The sequence below is a fragment of the Pseudomonas sp. W5-36 genome (assembly GCF_046540455.1).
Classification (GTDB): Bacteria; Pseudomonadota; Gammaproteobacteria; order Pseudomonadales; family Pseudomonadaceae; genus Aquipseudomonas; species Aquipseudomonas graminis_B.
On the sequence record NZ_JAXCIQ010000016.1, the window covers coordinates 1 to 22,868 of the forward strand.

The 22,868-nt window shown below is 64.9% G+C and carries 8 protein-coding genes and 1 pseudogene; 2 read left to right on the forward strand and 7 right to left on the reverse strand.

Annotated features, from left to right (window positions below; translation table 11 throughout):
* Positions 1-229 precede the first annotated feature (229 nt).
* From SLW74_RS21375 to proP, 3 genes are all read right to left on the reverse strand, one after another.
* Positions 230-904 carry an HAD family hydrolase gene (locus tag SLW74_RS21375; RefSeq protein ID WP_410930023.1) on the reverse strand — a complete coding sequence of 225 codons (675 nt, stop codon included), beginning with the start codon at positions 902-904 and terminating at the stop codon, positions 230-232.
* 92 nt (positions 905-996) lie between these two features.
* Entirely contained in the window at positions 997-1,239 is a 243-nt protein-coding gene (locus SLW74_RS21380) for a hypothetical protein (RefSeq protein WP_410930024.1), read from the reverse strand.
* Positions 1,240-1,475: 236 nt separating this feature from the next.
* A complete protein-coding gene (proP, locus tag SLW74_RS21385) occupies positions 1,476-2,978 on the reverse strand; it encodes a glycine betaine/L-proline transporter ProP (protein WP_192131440.1) in 1,503 nt (500 codons plus the stop codon).
* A 403-nt stretch (positions 2,979-3,381) separates the two neighbouring features.
* Between proP and SLW74_RS21390 the strand changes: the two genes are divergently transcribed.
* Positions 3,382-3,978 (forward strand): serine protease, encoded by a 597-nt coding sequence (locus tag SLW74_RS21390; RefSeq protein WP_244160408.1) that lies wholly within the window; start codon positions 3,382-3,384, stop codon positions 3,976-3,978.
* Here SLW74_RS21390 and SLW74_RS21395 read toward each other — a convergent pair whose 3' ends face one another.
* The 4 genes from SLW74_RS21395 to SLW74_RS21410 all read right to left on the reverse strand — a co-directional run bounded on the left by SLW74_RS21395 (position 3,979) and on the right by SLW74_RS21410 (position 22,045).
* Positions 3,979-5,187 (reverse strand): HlyD family efflux transporter periplasmic adaptor subunit, encoded by a 1,209-nt coding sequence (locus tag SLW74_RS21395; protein ID WP_065991607.1) that lies wholly within the window; start codon positions 5,185-5,187, stop codon positions 3,979-3,981.
* The gene (locus SLW74_RS21400) at positions 5,184-7,343 is read right to left on the reverse strand and encodes a type I secretion system permease/ATPase (protein ID WP_065991608.1); all 2,160 of its coding nucleotides are present in this window, start codon (positions 7,341-7,343) and stop codon (positions 5,184-5,186) included. The genes SLW74_RS21395 and SLW74_RS21400 overlap by 4 nt, the downstream gene beginning before the upstream one ends.
* On the reverse strand, positions 7,340-8,821 hold the full coding sequence (locus SLW74_RS21405; RefSeq protein WP_410930025.1) for a TolC family outer membrane protein: 1,482 nt from the start codon (positions 8,819-8,821) through the stop codon (positions 7,340-7,342). The genes SLW74_RS21400 and SLW74_RS21405 overlap by 4 nt, the downstream gene beginning before the upstream one ends.
* 111 nt (positions 8,822-8,932) lie before the next feature.
* A complete protein-coding gene (locus SLW74_RS21410) occupies positions 8,933-22,045 on the reverse strand; it encodes a BapA/Bap/LapF family large adhesin (protein WP_410930026.1) in 13,113 nt (4,370 codons plus the stop codon).
* Positions 22,046-22,667: 622 nt separating this feature from the next.
* Here SLW74_RS21410 and SLW74_RS21415 point away from each other — a divergent pair.
* Positions 22,668-22,862 (forward strand): annotated as a pseudogene (locus SLW74_RS21415) (helix-turn-helix domain-containing protein); the annotation flags it as partial.
* Positions 22,863-22,868: the final 6 nt, after the last annotated feature.

Sequence of the window (22,868 nt, forward strand, 5' to 3'; positions counted from 1 at the left end):
GGCCGAGCGGCATGGATGCCGCGAGAGCCGCCCCCCGCCATGGATGGCGGATGGCGGCGGGCCCACGGAGCGAGACCGGAGTGAAGGAACCCGACGAAGTCGGGCCCAACCAGGAGCAAGCACCCTTGGTTACTTGGGGTGCTTTTCCAAGTAACTCGCCGAAGGCGAAACGTCTGCCCCCAGGCAGACGCCCTTGATCTTGATCTTGACCTTAAAAAAAGCTGCAAAGCTACTCGCGCGTAGCGATCTCATCGAGGTGGTTCAGCAACGCCAGCGGATCCTCATACACCCGCAACGCCCCGGCGCGCTCCAACTCGCTCACGTCATACCCGCCCGACAACAGCCCGATCCCCGTCGCCTTGCACCGCCGCGCCGCCAACATATCCCAGATCGCATCACCCACCACCAGACAATCCTCGATCCTCGCCTCAATCTTCTTCGCCGCCGTCACAAACAAATCCGGGTCCGGCTTGCCACTCTTCACATCATCCCGCGTGATCAGATTGATCTGCTCCGGCTCCAGCCCCAACGCCTTCAGATTGATCCGCGCCGTCGACATCTCCCCACTGGTCGCGATGCACCAGGGAAAACCCTCATCGTCCAGCGTCTTCAACAACTCCACGGCGCCCGGCAGCGCAATGATCTGATCCTGAGTTCTCTCATACGCCTCAGCGTGCCTTTCACTCAACCGCTCAGCCTGCGCCTCAGTGATCTCCATCCCGGTTTCACGGGACAACATCTTCAGCATCAAGCCGCCGCTCATGCCGATCTTGCGGTGGATGCGCCACATCGCCAGTGGAATGTTCTCTGAATCAAGGGCTTCCTTCCATGCCGTGACGTTTTGGTAAACGCTATCGGTCAAGGTGCCGTCGAGGTCGAAAAGGAAGGAGGTATTGGATCGCATGGTGTGGCTCCGTTGGTCAACAGGTCATCCGCTGACAATGACTAAAAATAAAAGGGAAGCGCCCGGCGTTCAGGCCGGGGCATAAAAGCGGTTCAGGACAACCCGAGTGTCAGCCGCTTCAACCGGCATTCCACGACCTTGTCGTAGAACTCGGAAAGCGCGTCGGCCTGCTGCGCGTCAATGCCGCCGCAGCACCACAGCCCGAGCACGAAGCCGTTGGCCTGAGCGCCGTTCTTGACCGCGTCAATGGTCGAGCCCGACGCATGGATATCAGCCAGGATGCGCTCGCTTTGCGGTCGCAGTACGGGGGGCAGGTGGTCGAGGATGTCGGTCATGGGGAAGGCTGCCTTTCAGTTCTCTGTCCGGCTGTCTGTGTCTGCACAGCAGCGGTTGAATGCTCATGCAAGACCTGACCGGGAGAGGGGCGCAGCGGTTCCGACAAATTCTTCAAATGACCGCGAACGGCAGGGGTCGTGGGACTGGCTTTAGCCGGGAAGGGGTCGTGTGTTACACCACAACACTGATGGTGTACAAACCGGCCTCTTCCCGGCTGAAGCCGGTCCCACCAGAATCAATCTATACGCGGGTGCTGCTGAACCAGCGTCTCGCGCTTGGCTTGCAACTCGGCAATCTGCGTGTCGATGTCTTCAATCTTCTGCTCAATGTTGTCGTGATGCTCCTGCAGCAGCTCACGGGCTTCGTTGAGGTCCGACGCCGCCGGCGCGGCGCCACGTAAAGGCTTGTTCGCGGTTTCTTTCATGGTGAGGCCGGTGATCAGGCCCACTACCGCTACCACCATCAGGTAGTACGCCGGCATGTACAGGTCCTGGGTGGTTTCAACCAGCCAGGCGACCACGGTCGGGGTCAGGCCGGCAATCAGCACCGAGACGTTGAAGGCACTGGCCAGCGCGCTGTAGCGGATGTGGGTGGGGAACATCGCCGGCAGCGTCGACGCCATGACACCGATGAAAAAGTTGAGGATCACCGCGATCAATAGCAGACCGGCGAAGATCAGGCCCAACTGGCCGCTGTTGATCAGCTTGAACGCCGGAATCGACAGCACCAGCAGCGCGATGCTGCCAGCGATGATGAAGGGGCGACGGCCGATCTTGTCGCTGAGGAAACCGATCAGCGGCTGCACGAACAGCATGCCGACCATGATCGCCACGATGATCAGGACGCCGCGGTTTTCGCTGTAATGCAGGTTGTGGGACAGGTAGCTCGGCATGTACGTGAGCAGCATGTAGTACGTGACGTTGGTCGCCGCGACCACGCCGATGCAGGTCAGCAGGCTGCGCCAATGCTTGGTCGCGACTTCCTTGAACGAGACTTTCGGGCCGTGTGCCAGGCCTTCGCGGTCACCCTGTTCGAGCTTTTCAACGTGCTGCTGGAACGCCGGGGTTTCTTCCAGCGCGTTACGCAGGTAGAGGCCGATCATGCCCAGGGGCAGGGCGAGGAAGAACGGCAGACGCCAGCCCCATTCGAGGAACTTCTCCTCGCCGACCACGGACGAGATGAGCACCACCACGCCGGCACCCAGCACAAAACCGGCGATCGAGCCGAAATCCAGCCAGCTGCCAAGGAACCCGCGTTTGCGGTCCGGCGCGTATTCAGCGACGAAGATCGAGGCGCCGGTGTATTCGCCTCCGACCGAAAAGCCCTGGGCCATCTTCGCCAGCAGCAAAAGGATCGGCGCCCAGATGCCAATCGATTCATACGAGGGAATCAGTCCGATGGCAAAGGTACTCAAGGACATGATGACGATGGTCGCGGCGAGGACTTTCTGTCGCCCGTACTTGTCACCGATGGCGCCGAAAAACACGCCGCCGATGGGGCGAATCAGGAAGGGCACGGAAAAGGTCGCGAGGGCCGCGATCATCTGCACGCTGGGGTCGGCGCCGGGGAAGAAGATCTTGCCCAGTGCGTAGGCCACGAAGCCGTAGACGCCGAAGTCGAACCATTCCATTGCGTTACCCAGCGCGGCGGCGGTGATGGCCTTCCGCATCTTGGCATCGTCGACAATAGTGATGTCTTGCAACCCGATCGGGTTGACGGTTTTCTTGCGTGATCTCATAAAAGTCCCGGCAGCTAGAAGTGTGACGTTGCGACGTTGTGGCGATCGGCATTGCGACCCACGGCAGCGCATACACTCGAAAGAGGTGGTGTGCTGTCGTAATAGTGGCAGGCCCATCTGCATCAGATAGGACCCTGACACAATTAATTCAGAAAAATCCCTGGTTTTTTGAAATTTATTCAAATGAGTGATTAATCGAGCAGCTCTATCGTTCGATAAAGTCAAACAGGTTGGATCCAATGAATTAAATGCATCAGAACAAGACGGGCGGTAGTCTTAGCCTATTGATTAAGTGATGGCTCAATGACATATTCACTGCGCCTTCAACTCATGCCCACGGAAAAAAATGCGCCCCTTCAAGTCACTTGTTGCAGCCTCGGTGCTGATCAGCGGGTGCAACGGAATGCCCACCGCTTTCACCCAGGATCCTGTCTTTGACCAAGCCTTCGTCGTCCATTCCGGTGCGCCGCTGCCCTATCTGTTGATGGGCACCGCGATCCAGTGGAATGAAGATTACGCCGTCACCGTCAAGCACATCCCTTACATCTCCGGCGCGGTATTCCAGGGGCAAGGCGACGTACAGTTCTTCAAGCACAAGGCCGATTCCGTTCCGATGTGGCGCTCGTACCAGCCGGGTGAAGAACTCACCTCAGTGGGCTACAACTCCGCCTACATGTCGGTGAAAGGCACAGGCCGCGCCCTGCCGGCGATGATTCGCCTGGACGCCAAAGAAGGCAACGTGATGTACGGCACCCATGATGGCCCGGTGGCCAAGGGCATGTCGGGCGGCCCGGTATTCGCGGCAGACGGCAAGGTGGTGGGGATCACCGTGGCATTGCTGACCTCCAGCGACCTGGCCAAGATCAAGCGCCCGGACCTGGCCAACCAGCCACGGATCAGTATTTTCATGCCGTACAACGAAATCAACCGCGAGTGGACCCGTTACATGGCTCAGGCCAAGCCGGCCACGCCAGCGCCGACCCACCTCGCGGTCAACTGATCAACGCTCACGCAGCGCTTCGCGGGCGCGGTTGAGGGGTTTGATGAGGTAATCCAGCACGGTTTTTTCACCGGTGCGGATGTCCACCGTGGCGATCATTCCGGGGACGATGGCAAAGCTCTTGCCGGCCTTGTTGCGCAGTACGTCCGAGTCCGTGCGGATGTACACGCGGTAGTAGAAGATTTCCGGCTTCACCTCATCCTGAATCGTGTCCGGCGAGATGGTCACCACCTTGCCGTCGAGGCTGCCGTAAATCGAATAGTCATAGGCCGTGATTTTCACCTTGGCCTGCTGCTCGGGGTGGATGAACGCGATGTCCCGGGGCGAGATGCGCGTTTCGATCAGCAGTTGCTCATCCAGCGGGACGATCTGCATCAGCTGTCCGTTGGGCGGCACGACCCCGCCGATGGTGCTGACTTCGATGTCCTTGACGATGCCGCGCACCGGCGAGCGCAAGGTCAGGCGAGACAGCGAATCGCTGCGGCCGCGGATCACCGCTGACAGCATCTGCGCCTCGGCATTGGCTTTGGCCAAGTCCTCGCGGGCATGCACCATGTATTCAGAACGCGCCTCGGTGGCCTTGAGCTCAAGCTCGGAGCGCTGGCGGTTCAGGCGCAGCACTTCGACCCGGCTCGACGCTCCGATTTTCGCCAGGTTCTCAGTGATCGCCAGTTCGCTGCGCACCAGCTTCAGCGAGCTCTCGATGCCGGTAAGGGTTTCGCCGAGGCCCCTGCGCCGGGCGTTGAACAAGTCGGTTTCGGCGCGACGCAGCTCCGGGTACTTGTCCAGCGACGCATCGAACGTCAGCGGCTTCTCGCTGACTTCGGCCTGCAGCCGGTTGACGCTGGCCAGCGCCGCCCGGTACTTCGCCTCGCTCTCGCCGACGTTCGACTCACTCTTCACCGCATCGAGCTGCGCCAGCACCTGGCCGCGCTCCACCAGCGTGCCTTCGCTGACGTTCAGCTCCTTGATGATCCCGCCCTCCATGGACTGAATCAGCTGCTCCCTGGAACTGGGCACCACCTTGCCGGTGCCGGTGGACACTTCCACCACCTGAAACCAGGCCGCCCAGGCAAGGAAGCACGCGAGCATCAGCGCGCACGTCCAGATCACCCGCACGCTCCCGGTGATGCTGCGTTCATCCTGGCCGTCGAGGTACGTGACTTGATCGCCAAGCCGTGGGGTTTGCTCCGTGGTCAGTGCGTTCATGCCTGCGCTCCTTGCGGCTGTCTGAGTCGGGTGAGGGCGGCGTCGCGGTGGTCATCGATGACGATGCGGCCGTTGTCCAGCACGATGATCCGTTCCACCAGTTGCAGCAGGCTGACCCGGTGGGTGGCGACGATCAGGGTGCGGCCCTGACACCAGGTCGAGAGTTTTTCCAGCAACTGGCGTTCTGTGATGTCGTCCAGCGAGGCGGTGGGTTCGTCCAGCAGCAGCACCTGGGGCTGACGAATCAACAGGCGTGAGAGCAGCAGGCTCTGACGCTGACCGCCGGACAACCCCAGGCCGCCTTCAAGAATCAGGTGGTCCATGCCCTTGGGCAACTGGCGGACAAATTCCAGCGCGCCGGTCACCGACAGCGCGGCGATGATCTCCTGATCGCTGGCCTGGCCGGCGCCGAGGGTGAGGTTGTCCCGCAGCGTGCCGTGAAACAGCCGCGCCTGCTGGGACATCAGCCCGACGTCCCGGCGCAGGTCGGCCGGATCAAGGTGGGCCAGCGCAATGCCGTCCAGGGTGGTTTCGCCACTGGACAAATCCATCGAGCCTGCCAGCGCCTGCAGCAGCGTGGACTTGCCTGCGCCATTGCGCCCGAGAATGGCGACGCGCTCGCCCGGCCGAATGTTCAGGTTGATGCCGCTCAGGGCAGGCGCGGCCTCTTCGCTGTGCTTGAAGCCGGCCTGACGCAACACGTAGTCACCACGAATGGCGGGCACATGCACGCGCTGACTGCCTTCGGGGTGATCGACCGGCATCTGCATCAGCCGGTTGAGCCCTTGCAGCGCAACCTTCGCCTGCTGCCAGCGGGTCAGCACGTGGGTCAGCTGCGCCATTGGCGCCATCATCCGCGAGGCCAGCATCGAGGCGGCCACTAGGCTGCCGGTGGTGAGGTCGCCGGCAATCACCATGGGCGCACCGAACACGATGACCACGGCAAACACCGCGCCCTGCACGTTCTGGGTCCAGGCCACCAGGCTGTTGGTCAGCGAGCGCAGTTTCAGGCTGCTGTCGGCCGACGCGGCGTTGTAGTGATTCCACTGCTGCTGGAAACGCTGCTCGGCCTGCAGCGCCTTGATGTCGTCCATGCCCTGCACGGTTTCCACCAGCATGGCGTTGCGCAGTGCGGCTTCGCGCATCGAGGCATTGGCCAGCCGCGCCAGCTTGCGTTGGGCAAGGACGCCGGGCAGCACCATCGCCACCAGCGCGACCAAAGGGATCAACACCAGTGGCCCGCCAATCAGGTAGAACACCAGCAAAAACAGAAAGAAAAACGGCATGTCCGCCAGCGCCGTCGCAGTGCTGGAGGTGATCAGGTCGCGGATCTGCTCCAGCTCGCGCAGCTGCGAAATGAACGAGCCGGTGGATTTCGGCCGCGCCGAGTTACGCAAGCGCAGGGCGTGGCCGAAGATCAGGTCCGAGACCCGCAGATCGGCGCGCTTGCCCATCACGTCGGTGATGCGCAGACGCATGATGCGCATGACGAAGTCGAACACCAGCGCCAGCATCACGCCGCCAAACAGCACGTACAGGGTCGGCAGGGATTCGGCCGGAATCACCCGGTCGTAGACCTGCATGGAGAACAGCACGCCCGCCATGCCCAGCAGGTTGGCGACCAGCGACGCCAGCATGACCTGGCGGTAGGGGCGCAGGTCGCTGAGCACGATGCGCCGGAACCAATGCTCGTCGTAGGGCTTGATGTAGTCGTCGGTGCGCACGTCGCTGAGGGGCTGAATCGGCCGCAGGACCACCGTGCGCAGGGCGTGCTCGGCGAGGACGGCCGGGTCGATGCGGCTCTGCAGGCCCTGGTCGCCGCTGTAGGCGATGCCCAGTTCGCCTTGCTCGCTGACGCTTTCGATCACGCCGACCTGGCCGTCGCGCAATTGCACCAGCAGCGGCGTGCGCCAGCGGGACAGGCTTTTGCGGTCGTAACGGGCGAACTTGACGCTCAAGCCCGCCTGCCGCGCCATGTAGCGGACCACTTCTTCGACTCGGCCCTCGCTGTTGGCCGAGGCCAGGCGGATGCTTTCCGGTGACACGTCGAGGCGGTAATGCCGGGCGACGGTGAGGATGGCCTCCAGCCACGGCGCGTAGTCCGGACGATCAGGGCCTGCCGCGGGCGCTTCAGGAATGACGACGGTCTCGGTCATGGCAGGATCTCCACGTGCTGGATGGTGCTGTGATCGATGCCGAACGCGCGGCGCAGCGCACCGCTGTTGTACAGGCAATCGATCTGCAGACGGCGCAGGTCAGCCTGGGTGTTGGCCAAGTCGAAGCGCGACTGGTGGATTTCCTGCTCGGCGTTGAGCAGGTCGAGCAGCGGCCGGGTGCCCAGTTCCAGGTACTGCCGGCCGTACAGCTCGCGGGCTTCGGTGATGCTGTTCTGCCGGGATTCCAGCGAGCTGAGCCGGCGCGTCAGGCCGGACGTCTGCGCCTGCGCCTCGCCCAGCCCTTGCCGCGCCTGCAGGCGTGCGGCGTCCTCGGCGGAGTCAGCGGCGGTCAGGGCGTAGTTGGCGGCGCGGCTGCGGGCGCTGGTGGCGCCACCCTGATAGATCGGCACTTCCAGATTGAGAAAGATCCCCGCCTGGGTGCGATTGATCGTCGAGTTCTGGTCGTCGTAATGATCGTCCAGAAACTGGTTGACCGAGGGCTGCAACGACAGCGTCGGGTAGGCTTCCGCCTTGGCCTGGGCCAGTTCGGCCTGGGCCTGGGTGCGCTGGGCGGCGGCTTGCAGCACGGCGGGGAGGGCGTCTGTGCTGATGGGGGCGGTGCAGGCGTCGGTCATCGAGGCGCTGAAGGTGCTGCTGACCTGGGGCGGGGTCTGCCGACCGAGCAGATTGGTCAGCGTCGACTGCCAGCGTGCATACAACGCTTTGTACTCTTGCAGCGTCGCCATGCCGCCCTCGGCCCGGGACTGCGCCTGAACCACGTCGGAACGGGTGCTCGCGCCCATGTCGCTGCGCTGCTTGGCCAGCTCGACGATATCGCCGATGCCGCGAATCTGCTCCCGGGCAATGTCCACCAGACGCTGATAGCGCTGGACTTCGATGTAGGCGAACGCGGTGTCGCGGCTGACCTGATCGATCGCCAGCAGAATGCTCGCCTGACTGCGGGCGGCCTTGGCACGGGCCGCCTCGACTGCGTTCGAGACCTTGCCGAAATCGTAGAGCATCTGTTTGAGGGAGATGCTCACCGACTGGCTGCCGTCGTCGCTGCCATAGCCGCTGGTGTAGCCGCCTTTTATTCCGCCGGAGATCTGCGGGTAGTAACCGGCTTCGGCCACGTTGATGCCCTCGGCCTGTTGATACAAGGTGCCGATCGCTTCGCTGATGCTGGGGTGCCAGTCAACGGCGAGCCGGACGGCCTGTTCGAGGCCCAGGGTCTGGCTGTCTTCCTTGACCCCGACCGCTGCGGGCCCGGAACCGCCTTTGGCATTGCTTTGGTGACTGCCTTCACGACCGTCGCCCTTGCTCCGCTGATCCGCGGGCTTCGCCTGCAGGCGGGAAGGGCTGATGCTGCGCAGGCCGGGATCGATCTGATCCTCCGCCAGCGCAATGGAAAAAATCGGGTGACACAGGCCGACGGTCAGGGCGACCGCCGTCCATTTCTGCTTGCGAACGCGCTCCACATGGCTTCCTTACTGTACGAATACAGAGCTTCCCTTTTGTTGAATCAACCGGCCGAGCGCATTGATCGGCCGGTTGAACCCCGCCTCCGGCAGCGCCAGAGGGCAGGCTGATCAGACGACGTGAATACCGTTCTGCACCCACAGATGATGGGTTGGATCTTCTTGCGGCGTGTACTGGGTGTAATCGACGCCATCGGCCTGTTGCGCGCCGCCGGCGACCCAGGTGTTGGTCATGTGCACGCTGTCTCCGCTGCCTCCCTTGATGATCAATGTGTTGCTGTCGGCCGAGGTAATGGACACCAGGTCCGCCAGGCTGATGGTCAGCGCGACGGCGCTGGTGTGGTTCAGGTCCAGCACCTCGATGTTGTGGATCCGGCTCTGCAGATCGCCCAGGTTGATGGTCGCGTCGCCCCCGGCCCACAGCAGGGTGTCGGTGCCCGTGCCGCCATCGACCGAGGCGAAATGCTGGTCGGCGATGATCAGCGTGTCGTTGCCGGCGCCGCCCTGCAGGGTGACCGCCCCACCATGGGACCCGTCCAGGGTGTCATTGCCGGCGGTGCCCTGGATCAGATCGGCACCGGTGGTGGCGATGGCCGTGGCGCTGTGATCATCGCCGCTCGCTACGGTGGACAGCGCGGCAAACGAGGTAGTGGCGACGGCACCGGCCTGTTCCAGATCAATGGTCAGCGTCGCCGTGTCGGTGGTGCCATTGGGGTGCTTGAGTTGGTAGGTAAAGACCTCCTCACGGCCGATGACCGCATCGGGCTGGCCCGGCGTCAGGGTGTAGGTGTAGCGCCCGTCGGCCTGCACCAGCAGCGAACCGTAGGTGCCGACAATGGTGGTGCCGTTGTAGCCCGGCGTCACGTAACTGCCGGCCGCCAGCACGTTGAGCACGGTGTACGCCGAGCCCAGTACATCAGCGCCGCCGCCGGCTGTGTCGGTGAGCAGATTGCCCGCCACCGGGGTGTAGCTGCCCACCACGAACTGATTGGTGTAGGTGGCGTCGTTGGTCAGGCTGATGTTGACCGTACTGGCGACACCGACGCCCCCGGCGGCGAGTTTGACCTGATAGCTGCCAGGTCCCTGGTCATCGAAGCGCGCGGCGTAATTGCCGCCGCCCAGATTGGCGAGCGAACCACCACTGTAGTTCTTGACCAGCACGTACTGGCCGGTGGCGGTGTTGAGCTTGTACAGGCCCAGGGTCAGGGACCCGAGCAGGCTGAGCAGGTTGGAGGAGTTGACCACTACCGTCAGGTCACTGATCGCACCGGCCGCCACGCTGGTGGTCCATGAACCACTGCCGCCCAGCACCGGCACGATGAACGGGCCCAGCGCCGTGGTAGTGATGACCTCCTTGTTGACCAGCGTGATGTCACTGACTGCGATGTCGTTGGTGGCATCGACCACCAGGGCCGGGCTGGCCAGGCTGGTATCGCTCCACACCTCGGTAGCCTGTGGGCTGTCGATGCGCACGTACAGATTGGCGGTGTCGCTGAGGCCATTGGGGTGCACCAGCTGATAGCTGAAGACATCCACTTTGCCGACGCTGGTGACCGCGCCGTCGGGCCGGTAGCTGTAGTTGCCGCTGGCGTCGATGGTCAACGTGCCGTACAGGCCTTGCACTGTGGTGCCCGCGCTGGCGGTGACGTAGCTGCCGTTTTTCAGCACCTGCAACACAGCGCCGTTGTCCGGGCCGGTCACGTCTGCCTGGCCATCAATGCCAGGGTTGGTGATGACGTTGCCGATCACGGGGGCACCGGCCACCCCGTTGAACTGGGTCAGGCTGGTGACGTCCAGCTGCAGCTGCGTGGTGACGTTGGTCACCACGCCAATCCCGGTGCTCGACACGACCAGCCGGTAATCGCCGCCCAGCAGATCGCCGATGTTCACCCGCACGCCCTGGCCGGTCAGCGCCACCAGATCGAGCAGGCCGCCGTTGCCATTGACGTCCAGGGTCACCCAATTGCCGCTGGCGTTCTTCACCTGCAGCGTATAGACCACGCCGTCGAGCAAGGACACGGCACTACCGGTGGTCAACGTCAGGGTCGGGTCGAGGCTGGTGCCGCTGTTGACCGTAAACACGAACGCCTTGGAGAAACCGGCCAACAAGGTGGTGAAGGAGTCCGCAACGTTCTGCGTGGTCTTCACCGGCACGAGGCTGACGGTGGCGGTGGCCAGGTTATCGCTGGCGATCACCAGCGTGTTGACGTCGATGTCCGGCGCGGTGACGTTGGCCACCACCGACAGGTTGCCCTTGATGTCAGTGAGGCTGACCAGCAGGGTTTCGCCGTTGATTTGCGCGGGGGCGAGGGTGACGCTGAAGATTCCCGTGGCCCCGACGGTGCCCGTCCCGATTACCGCGCCGCCGGTGGATTTGATTTGTACCGTCGAACCGACTTCGCCCGTGCCGCTGACGGTCAGGCCATCGACGCTGACCAGCAGCGCAGTGGGTGCAGCGGGGGGTGTCAGGTCAGGCGCAATGGCGCTCGCCGAAAGCGACACGTTCCCCGCGGCATCGGCCTGGGTGATGCTCAGCACCTGGTTGTTGATCTGCGCGGCGTTCAGCGCCACCGAGAAGCTGCCGTTGGCGGCGACTGTCGCGCTGCCGAGGACGACCCCGAGTGCGTTGCGCACGGTCACCGTCGACCCCGCAACACCGGTGCCCGTGACCACCGAGCCACTGGCGTTGATGCTCACCGCCGTCGGTGCGACGGGGGCCGTGGTATCAGGCGCCACCAGGCTGCCGGCGGCCGACACGTTACCGGCGACGTCCACCTGACGCACCGTCAGTGCCTGGCCGTCCAGTTGTGCGGCGTTGAGAGTGAGATTGAACGTCCCGCCTGCGCCCACCGTTGTGGTCCCCAGCAGCGTACCACCGGCGTTGAACACGTTGACCGTCGCGCCGGCTTCACCGCTGCCGCTCAGCGACAGACCGTTTGCAGCCAACACCAGAGCGGAAGGTGCATTCGGCGCTTGAAGGTCGAGGGCGTTGACCGTCGCGACGACTGATGCGTTACCCGACACGTCCGCCTGCTGGACGCTCAGCACCTGGCCGTTCAATTGAGCAGTGGAGAGCGATACAACGAATCCGCCTGCCGCGTTGACAACTGCAGTGCCCAGTACGACGCCTGCGGCATTGGTGACCCGTACGGTCGCGCCTGCTTCACCGTTGCCGCTGACCTGCAAGCCTGCGCCGTTCAGCGCGACGTTGGTCAGCGCAGCGGGTGGCGTGGTGTCGACGGCGCTGAGGTTTGCCAGCAACGAGACGTTACCGGCGACGTCACGCTGACTCACCGTCAGCACCTGGCCATTGAGCTGCGCCGTCGAAAGGTTAGCCGTGAAGCTGCCGTCCAGTGCAACGGTTGCCGTGCCGAGTACGACGCCGAGGCTGCTGCGCACCGTGACCGTCGCGCCGGCTTCGCCAATCCCGGTCAGGACTGTGCCGGCGCCATTAAGCACCAGCGCTGCGGGTGCATTCGGCGCGGTGATGTCGGGGGCGGTGACCGGCAATATGCCGGACTGCAAACCCACGCTGTCGGTCTGATACGCGTTGAGCACCTGACCGTTGGCTTGCGCCGGGTTCAACAAGACGCCAAACGTACCGCCGGCATTGACCACGGCGGTGCCGAGCGTAACGCCCGCGGCGGTGGTAACGGTCACCGTCGCCCCGGCTTCGCCACGTCCCGTCACCAGCGTACCGGTGGCGCTGACCGCAAGGTCGCTGAGCGCAGCCGGTGGCGTTGTGTCAGCCGCCACCACCGCAGCCGGCAACGATGCGCCACCTGCTCCGGTACTCGCCGTCACGCCAAGGCTTTCGCCATTGGTTTGTGCGGTGTTGAGGGTCACCGTGAACGTACCGCCAGCGGTGGCCGCCGTCCCGAGCACGGCGCCTGTTGCGCTGTACACCGTGATGGTGGTGCCCGTTGCGGCGCTGCCGGTCACGCTCAGACCGTCGGCGCTGACCTGCAGATTGGTCGGCGCATTCGGTGGCGGGGTCACGGGCACGGTGAGGTTGAGCGTCCCGGATACATTGTTGCTGGCGTCCACCTGACCGACCGTGAGCACGTTGTTGGCCGTGACGCCAGGGGCCAGGGTGACCACGAAGGTGCCGTTGGCCGCCACTTGCCCGGTGCCGAGCGTGACGCCGAGGGAGTCTTTGACGGTCACGATCGCGCCCGCTTCACCGCGGCCTGCCAACAGCAGGTAATCGGCGCTGATGGTCAGGTTGCTGACAGGATCAGGCGCCTGAGTGTCCGGCACTGTGTAAACCAGCGGCGCGGAAGCGTTGTTGGCCGCGTCCGTTGCAGTCACGGAGATGACTTGCCCGTTGGCCTGCGCAGGATTCAGCCCGACTTCGTAACGTCCCCCGGCGTCGGTCCGCGTGGAGCCCAGCAACGTGCCGTCGGCGGACCTTACGGTCACCGTGCTGTTGGCTTCGGCAGTTCCTTGCAGGATCGTGCCATTGCCGGTCAGCGAGATGAACGTCGGAATCACTGGCGGCGTGATGTCCGGTGCGGTGACCGCCACCGGCGTCGAATCGTTGAGTGCTGCATCAACCTGCACCACCGACAGCGACTGGCCATCAAGCTGCGCGGGCGCCAGCGCAAAACTGAACGTGCCGTCCGCGCGCACGATGGCGGTGCCGGGCAACGGCGTGCCCGCCACCGACACCGAGACCGTGGCCCCGGGTTCCCCGCGACCGCTGAGGGTCAGGCCGTCCTGGCTGACGGAGAGGTTGGTCACGGCGAGCGGATCGGTGACGTCGTCGGCCCGGTAAACCACCGTGCCGGACACGTTGTTGGCCGCATCGGTCTGGGTGACGTTGAGCGTCTCGCCGTTGAGCTGGGCAGATGACAGCGTGACGCTGAACGAGCCGTCGGCCAACACCGTGGTGGTGCCGAGGCTGGCGCCGGTGGCACTGGTCACTTTGACCGTGGCGCCTGCTTCACCGGTGCCGGTCAGGATCAGGCCGTCGCCACTCAGCGGCGCCAGGACCGGCAGCGCGGGCGGGGTATTGTCGGGGGCGGTAACGGGCGCGCCAACGGACGGATTGCCCGCAGCATCACGTTGCACGATCGACAGCAGTTCGCCGTTGATTTGCGGCACCGACAGCGAGACCGCGAAATTGCCATCCACACCCACCACGCCGGTGCCGACGAGGTTGCCTGCCCCATCGGTGATCAACAGGCTGGCACCTGCCTCACCGCGGCCGCTGACCACTGCGCCGGTGTCATCGATTTGCACGTTGGTGACGGGTGCGGGCGGCGTCAGGTCGGGTGAAGCCAGGGAGCCCGCAGCCGACACATTGTTGGCGGCGTCGGTGAGCACGACAAACACCGGCTGACCGGCGTTTTGCGTCTGTGACAGGTTGATCAGGAACGTGCCATCGACGCCCACGGTGCCGGTGCCGACTAGCGTGCCATCTGCCAAGGTGATGCGCACCCCCGCACCGACTTCGCCGCTCCCACTCAGCACGCTGCCGGAAGCATTGAACTGCAGATCGGTGGCGACGGCTGGCGGGGTCAAATCCGGCGCAGTGACCGTCGCTGGCACGCTGACATTGCCGGGTGGGTCGGCCTGCTGAACGCTCAGCACTTGGCTGTTGATCTGCGGGGTGGTGAGGGTGACGCTGAACGTGCCGTCGGCCAGAACCAAGGCGGTGCCGAGCAGCGTGCCGCCGGCGTCGCGGACGGTGACGGTGGCGCCGGCTTCACCGGTCCCGGTGACCACCGCACCGGCGGCGTTGATGCGCACGTTGTCCAGCGGGTCGGGCGGGGTGAAGTCCGGGGTGGTCAGGCTGGCTTGGGGTGACACGTTGCCGACGGCATCGCGTTGCACCAGCGTCAGCACTTCGGCGTTGGACAGCGCCGGGACCAGCACCAGGGTAAAGGCCCCGGTGCTGCCCACCGTTGCCGTGCCGAGCACGGTACCGAGGTCGTTGGTCACTGTGACAATTGCCCCGGCTTCACCGCGGCCGGTCAGCGTTGCGCCATCGCTGGAAATGCTCAGCTGCGTCAGGGCCAGCGGCGCAGTGGTATCGACCGAGGTCAGGCTGGCAGGCAGGGAAATATTCCCGGCCGCGTCAGTCAGGGTCACCGCCAGCAGTTCGCCGTTGGCTTGCGGGGTGGTGAGGGCGAGCTGGAAGGTGCCGTCGATGCGCACGCTGCCGGAGCCCACCAGCTCGCCGCTGGCGTTGAACACATTGACCGTGGCGCCAGGCTCACCGGTGCCCGAGAGCATCGCGCCGTCTGCCGTCACCGACAGGGCGAGCGGCGCATTCGGGGCGATCAGGTCTCTGGCGGTCAGCGCGAGGCTGGCCGATTCATTACCGGCGAGGTCGGTCTGGCTGATGCTCAGGGACTGGCCGGCAATCTGCGGCGGGTTCAGCGTCAGCGAGAAGTTACCGTCGAGGCCCACTTGCCCGGTACCCAGGATGACCCCGCCAGCGCCGAGCACCGTCACCGTTGCGCCCGCTTCGCCGTGGCCGGTCAGGGTGACGCCGTTGGCGTTAAGGATCAGCTCGGTGAGCTGCCCGGGCGCGGTGACATCCGCCGCCAGGTAACCGGTGGCCAGCGAGTTGATGCCGTCGCTGGACGTGGCGATGGCCGCAAGCGATTCACCGTTGAGCTGCGCGGCATTGAGGGGCGCGCTGAACGTGCCGTCGCCGTTGACCAGCGCCGTGCCCAGCAGCACACCCGAGGCGGTGCGGACGCTGACAGTGCTGCCGGCGTTGGCGGTACCGGTCAGCGTCAGGCCGTCTGCGCTGAGGGCGAGATTCACCGGCGCCGGTTCGGCGAGATTGCCGGGCGCAACCACCGTGCTGGCGTCGGAAGCATTGCCGGCGGCGTCGGTCTGGACCACGGTCAACGTGCCGCCGGCCACTGCCGCCGGGGTCAGACCGAGGGTGAAGCTGCCATTGGCGGCCACGGTCGCGGTGCCCAGCGCGTTGCCATTGGCATCGCGCACCACCACTGTCGCACCGGGCTCGCCGATACCGCCCAGGGTCAGGCCACCGGCGCTGACCGCGAGGTTGCTGACGGCGGCGGGCGCGACGGTGTCGGCGGCTTGGTAAGGCGCTGCCACCGAGACATTGCCGGCCGCATCAGTGGCCGTGACACTGAGGCTCTGGCCGTTGAGTTGGGGGCTGGACAGGGTGACCTGGAACACACCATTGGCCCCGGCGACGCCTGAACCCAGCACGCTACCGGCCGCGTCGCGCACGGTCACGGTGCTGCCGGCTTCTGCGTTCCCTGCCAGTTGCACGCCGCTGCCGCTGAGCAGCAGGGCGATCGGGCTGTCCGGTGCCGTGAGGTCGACGGACGTCACGTTGACCGCCGTCGAGACGTTGCCGGGCGGGTCTTCCTGGGTGACGGTCAGCACTTCGGCATTGAGCTGCGCGGTCGTCAGGGTGACGCTGAACGCGCCATTCGCGGCCACCAGCGCGGTGCCCAACAGGGCACCGCCAGCCGTGCGCACCGATACCGTCGCGCCAGGTTCGCCCCGGCCGGTCACGGTCAGGCCGTCGGCGTTCACCGCCACTTGGGTGAGGGCGGCGGGCGGGCTGATGTCCGGCGCTGTGAGGTTGATCGACGGCGAGACATTGCCGCTCGGGTCGGTCTGGCTGATGTCCAGGGCCTGGCCGTTAGTCGGTGCAGGAACGAGGGTCACGGTAAAGGTGCCGTCACTGGCCACAAGGGCGGTGCCAAGCAACGTGCCGGTGATGTCGAGGACGCTAACAGTCGCACCGGCCTCACCGGTGCCGGTCAGTGTGCTGCCGTTGGCGCTGATCAGCAGGTTCTGCAGCAGCGCCGGCGGGGTGGTGTCCACCGTGGTCAGGCTTGCGACGCCCGAGACGTTGCCCGCCACGTCGGCCAGGGTGACGGACAGCGGTTCACCGGTGGTCACGGCGTTCGGCAGCGTGACCTGGAACTGGCCGCTCTGGTTGACGATGCCGGTGGCGAGAACGTTGCCGGCGGCATCACGAATGGTCACGGTCGCGCCGGCTTCACCGACGCCGTTGACCACGGTGCCGACGTTGTTGATGGTCACACCGGTGGCGGCATCGGGCGCCTTCAGGTCCGGCGCACTGATGCTGCCGGTTTGCGACACGTTGCCCGCCAGGTCGGTTTGCGTGGCGGTGAGCGGCTGGGCATCCAGTTGGGGCGGCGTCAGTGCGATGACGAATGTGCCATTGGGCGCAACCGTGCCGGCGCCCAGCACGGTGCCGCCACTGTTTGTAATGGTCACCGTCGCACCGGCTTCACCGCGCCCGGTGACGGCGCTGCCATCGCCATTAATGGTCAGACCCGCCGGCGCGTCGGGTGCTGTGAGGTCATTGGCGACCACCAGCGCGGTGACCGAGGTGTGGCCTGCGTCATCGGTCGAGACGACGTGCAAACTCTGCGCGTTCAATTGAGCGAAACGCATCAGGATGCTGAAGCGGCCGAAGCTGTTGACCCTGCCGCTGCCCAGGCTGACGCCGTTGCTGTCGAGGATGTTCACCGTGCTGCCCGGGGTTGCGGCGCCGGTGAGAATGAAGCCGTCGCTGCTGACGGCCAGGTCACTGGGAGTCGCCAGCTGGGTGCCGTCCGGCCCTGGGAGGGTGACCGCGTTGGAGGCGTTGCCGATGGCGTCGGTGCTGATGACGTCGACGTTGGTGTTGTTTGCAGCAGGCGGAATGAGGCCGATAACAAACGTACCGTCCTGGCCAACCGTGCCGGTGCCGAGCACGACATTGCCCGGCCCGCGAACGGTGACGGTGGTGCCGGGTTCGCCGACCCCGGAAACGTTCGCGCCGTCCGGACTGATCGCCAGATTCGTCACATCGACCGGTGGTGTGGTGTCCGGTGCGAGCACCGGGGTCGCCAGCGAATCGTTGGCACCATCGGTGGCGACCACTTGCACCGTCTCGCCGTTGCTCAGGATCGGCGCAACGTTAAAGATGAAAATCCCGTCCGCCCCGGCAACGGCAGTGCCGATCTCAACGCCAGCGGCATCGAGAATTCTCACCGAGCCACCGGGCACGGTGGTGCCGGTCAAAAGCCCGGCGGCATCCAGCGTCAGGCCGCTTGGCACGGGCGGCGCGGTGAGGTCGGGTACCGTGACCGAACCGGCCAGCGAGGGCAGGGTGCTGGCGTCGGTCTGGGTCACGCTCAACACCTGACCGTCTAGCTGCGGCGGGCTCAGGGTCACCGCGAAAATGCCGTTGGTTCCCACGATGGCCGAGCCCAGCAGGGTCCCGCTGACATCCCGCACTTGAACGGTATCGCCCGCAACGCCTGTTCCGGAAACGGTCAGGCCGTCGTTGCTGATGGTAATCCCGGCGGGCGCGCCCGGCGCAGTGGTGTCTGGCGCGTTGAGCGAGGAGGCGGGGGAGATGTTGCCGGCGGCGTCGGTCTGCTTGACCAGCAGCACCTGGCCGTCGGCCTGGATCGCGTTGAGGAGGACGTCGAAGCGGCCGTTCAGCGGGTCGGCCGTGGCGGTGCCCAGCACGTTGCCATTGACGTCGAGCACGTTGACGGTGGCGCCGGGCTCGCCCTGGCCGCTGAGCGTCAGGCCATCGGTGCCAAGAATGAGGCCGGTGGGGGCGTCGGGGGCCTGGATGTCCGCCGCCAGCAATGGCGTGGCGGGAGAGGCCAGGGCCGAGCCGTCGACTTGCGTGACGCTCAGGGGCTGATTGTTGATCTGCGCGCTGGAAAGCGTCACTTCAAAGCGCCCGTCACTGCCGACCACCGCGCTGCCCAGCGTTGCGCCGAGGTCATCCTTGACGGTGACGGTGGCGCCGCTCTGGCCGTTACCGGTGACGATCAAACCGTTGGCCGACAGATTGAGGTTGGTCACAGCTCCCGGTGCGATGACGTCGGGCGCCGTGACCGGAGCGGCCACCGACTGGTTGCCTGCAGCGTCGATCTGGGTGACTTGCAACAACTGGCCGTCGGTTTGAGCGGTCGTCAGGGTCAGGGAGAAGCTGCCGTCGGGCCCGGCCTGGCCGCTGCCAATGACGTTGCCGGCCGCATCTCGCACCGTGAGGCTTGCGCCGGCTTCACCGGTACCGGTGAGGACCAGACCCGTGCCGTCGAGGACAACGCCGGTCAGCGACGCAGGCGCCTGGGTGTCGGGGGTGATGAAGCTTACCGACGGTGCCAGGTTGCCGGTGCCGTCACTGGCGCCGATCAGCAGGGTCTGGCCGTTGTTCTGCGGGCTGTTCAGCGTCACGCTGAAGCGACCGTCGGCGGCAGCGATCGCCGTGCCGAGCACCGTGCCGTCGAGGGTGGTGACGGTGATCGTTGCCCCGGCCTCGCCGGTGCCGGTCAGCGTTGTGCCGCTGGCGTCGATGCTGATCGCAGCGGGCTGCAGCGGGCCGTCGAGGTCTGGTGCGCTGACGGGGGTGGCAACGGACGGATTTCCGGCAGCGTCGCTCAGCACCACCTGCAGTGCCTGGCCATTGGTTTGAGCAGAAGCGAGTGTGACGGTGAAGTTGCCGGTTGCGGACGTCACGCCGGTGCCGATGACAATGCCAAGGGCGTCCCGTACCGAAACGGTCGCACCGGGTTCGCCACGGCCGGTCAGGATCAGGCCGTTATTGGCGATGCTGAGATCGGTGGCAGCGGAAGGACCGGTGACGTCGGGCGCGGTGACGGGAACGGTGACCGAGCTTTCGCCCTGACCGTCGACCGCGACCACGTCGAGCACTTCGCCGTTGGCCAGGCCCGGGTTGAGCACCACGGTGAAGCTGCCATTGCCGCCCACGGTCGCACTGCCGAGCAGCACGCCGTTGGCATCGCGCACCTGGACCACCGAACCGGCGCTCGCGGTGCCGGTCAGCTGGGTGCCGTCGCCATTGATGACCAGACCGGAAGGCGTGGTCGGGCCGATGGCGTCGGGCGCCGTGACCGCCAGCACGGTGGACGGCAGCCCTGCGCTGTCGGTCTGGATGATTTGCACCAGATCGCCGGGGTTGACCGGTGGAGTCAGGGTGGTGGCGAAGGTGCCATTGGCGCCGACGACCACCGTGGCGATTGGCGTGCCGTTGGCCACGAAGGTCACTGTCGCGCCGGCTTCTCCTTTACCCGAGACCTGCGTGCCGTCCGCGCTGATCACCACATCGGTGACCTGGGCGGGGGGCGTGGTGTCGGCGACGGTCAGCTCGGCGGAGGCGGAGTTGCCCGCCGAGTCCGTGGCGCTGACGTTGAGTTTTTCGCCATTGAGTTGCGCGATGTCCAGGGTCACGCTGAAGGTGCCGTCGAGACCGGCGCGGGCGACGCCAATAACTGCCCCCGACGCAGTGCGCACGAGGATGCGAGCGCCCGCTTCGGCAACACCTGTAAGGATCAGGCCGTCGGCCGACAGGACGAAATTCGAAGGCGTCACCGGCGCGGTGGTGTCCGGTGCTTGCAGTGCCACGTTGGCGGAGATGTTGCCGGCGGCATCGGTCAGGGTGAGCTGCAGCAACTGACCGGCGATTTGTGACGCGTTCAGGGTGATGTTGAACAGCCCGTCAGTGCCCACGACGGCCGTGCCGAGTACGTTGCCGATTGCATCGATGACGCTGGCGATACTGCCGGCTTCGCCACGGCCACTCACGATCAAGCCATTGCCGCTGATCGCGATGCCGGTCGGCGCATCGGGTGGCGTGGTGTCGCCAGGCGGGGTGATCTCGATGTCCGGCGCCAGCGCCTGAGCCGGCAGGGAGACGTTGCCGGCGGCGTCGACCGCATTCACGGTCAGCGACTGGCCATCGGTTTGCGCGGGGCTGAGCCCGAGGCTGAAAGTGCCGTCTGCCGCAACGACGCCGCTGCCCAGCAGGGTGCCATCGGCGGCGCGCACCTGAATGGTTGCGCCGACTTCGCCGGAGCCTGTGATGCGCGTGCCATCGGCGCTGATGGCGAGGTTGGCCGGCGCATCGGGTGGGGTAGTGTCGCCAGGCGGGGTGATATCGATGTCGGGCGCCAGCGCCTGAGCCGTCGGGGAGACGTTGCCGGCGGCGTCGACCGCATTCACGGTCAGCGACTGGCCATCGGTTTGCGCGGGGCTGAGCCCAAGGCTGAAAGTCCCGTCCGCTGCGACGATGCCGCTGCCCAGCAGGGTGCCGTCGGCGGCGCGCACTTGGATGGTGGCGCCGACTTCGCCGGAACCGGTAATGCGCGTGCCATCGGCGCTGACGGCAAGGTTGGCCGGCGCATCGGGTGGCGTGGTGTCGCCGGGCGGGGTGATATCGATGTCCGGCGCCAGCGCCTGAGCCGGCAGGGAGGCGTTGCCGGCGGCGTCGACCGCATTCACGGTCAGCGACTGGCCGTCGGTTTGCGCAGGGTTGAGCCCGAGGCTGAAAGTCCCGTCCGCTGCGACGATGCCGCTGCCCAGCAGGGTCCCGTCGGCGGCGCGCACTTGGATGGTGGCGCCGACTTCGCCGGAACCGGTAACGCGCGTGCCATCGGCGCTGACGGCAAGGTTGGCCGGCGCATCGGGTGGCGTAGTGTCGCCAGGCGGGGTGATATCGATGTCCGGTGCCAGCGCTTGAGCCGGCGGGGAGACGTTTCCAGCCGCGTCGACCGCATCAACGGTCAGTGATTGGCCGTCGGTTTGCGGTGGGTTGAGCGACAGGCTGAATGTTCCGTCTGCCGCCGCGGTACCGCTGCCGAGCAGGGTGCCAGCGTTGTTGCGAACCCGAACGGTCGCGCCGGCTTCACTGATGCCGGTCAGGGACGTCCCGTCTGCACTGACCAGCAGATTGCTCGGGGCCACGGGAGCTGACGTGTCAGCGGCATTTCCACCGCCGCCACCACCACCGCCACCTGCGACCCCGCCCGCTGCCGCCGCCGCACCGCCCGCGCCCAACAGACCCAGCCCGGCAATCGCAAAGGTGGGGGTCGTCCCCCCCACCACGCCGGCTCCGGCGATGAGCTCATCCAGAGAGCTGACTTCGTCGAAGGTAAAGCCGGTGAAGGACTGAGCGTCGTACTGCGCCTGCCACAGGGTGCCGTCTTCGCCCTGAAACACCATGTCGCTGGTGGGGCCTTCCGGCGCGGTACTGAAGAAGTTGGCAACTTTGACCTGTTCGCCATTCTTCAAATTAACCACCAGGTCTTGCCCATTTCGGGAGACCGAAGCGACTTGGCTGGGTGGAACGGGCATTTGAACAACGGAGGGTGAATTGAGTGAAAGATCGCCCCACGTGTTGGCAGTAAGTTCGGAGGTTGCTTTATTGGCTACAACAATATTGTCCATTCTGACAGTCCTTTTCTTCGCTTTTAGCACTACAACAACGCGGGTAATGGCGTGTCATACCAGCCACCTGATTCATCGAGTCAGGCGCAGCTTTGTTTCTTGTTAGGCGTGACGCTGTTTGCCAATAATTTAGATCGGATCTATTCGAGATCAATGGAAAATACTTTGACGTTTATCGATATGACGAAATGGATGTGACGTAAGCCATTGCTACGTCAGCAAAAAATGTGAGTTAGATATCGATCTACCGATCGTCGGCGGTTTTAAGCAAATGTGCTCGTACGAGTGGAAAACGTTTGCGCGTTACAGTCGATTAGTTGAGGCGCCACTGTGGCTCTCGGGACTGGGTGGATCTCGTTGCGCATATTCACCTGAATGTGCAAACGCTGAAGGACGTGCTGCGTTTAATATTTCACGACGGCGGGCAGGGGGGGGCAGGCTCAGTCTCGGTACCCGATGATCGAGGTGCCGGCCAAATACTTGTTCGCTGATGTTGCAAAGGCTGTAAGGTGGTGAGTTAACACCGTACGAGGCTATTTCGCTCATTCAGGAAGCTCGCACTCCAGCCCCCCATTGCACCCACCGCTCCCTCGCGTGGCGTGAATTCAGCAGGAGTTTGCTCATGGAAAAGCTTGGATCGCGTTTGAGAAAAGAACGCAAACGGTTGGGGCTGACGCAAATCGCGTTCGCCAGAATTGGCGGCGTCGAACCCAATGCCCAAGGTCACTACGAAAGTGGCCATCGCTCACCCAAGGCCGATTACCTTCAGCGCGTCTGTGATGCTGGCGTCGACATGCATTATCTGTTCTCCGGCAACACCCTG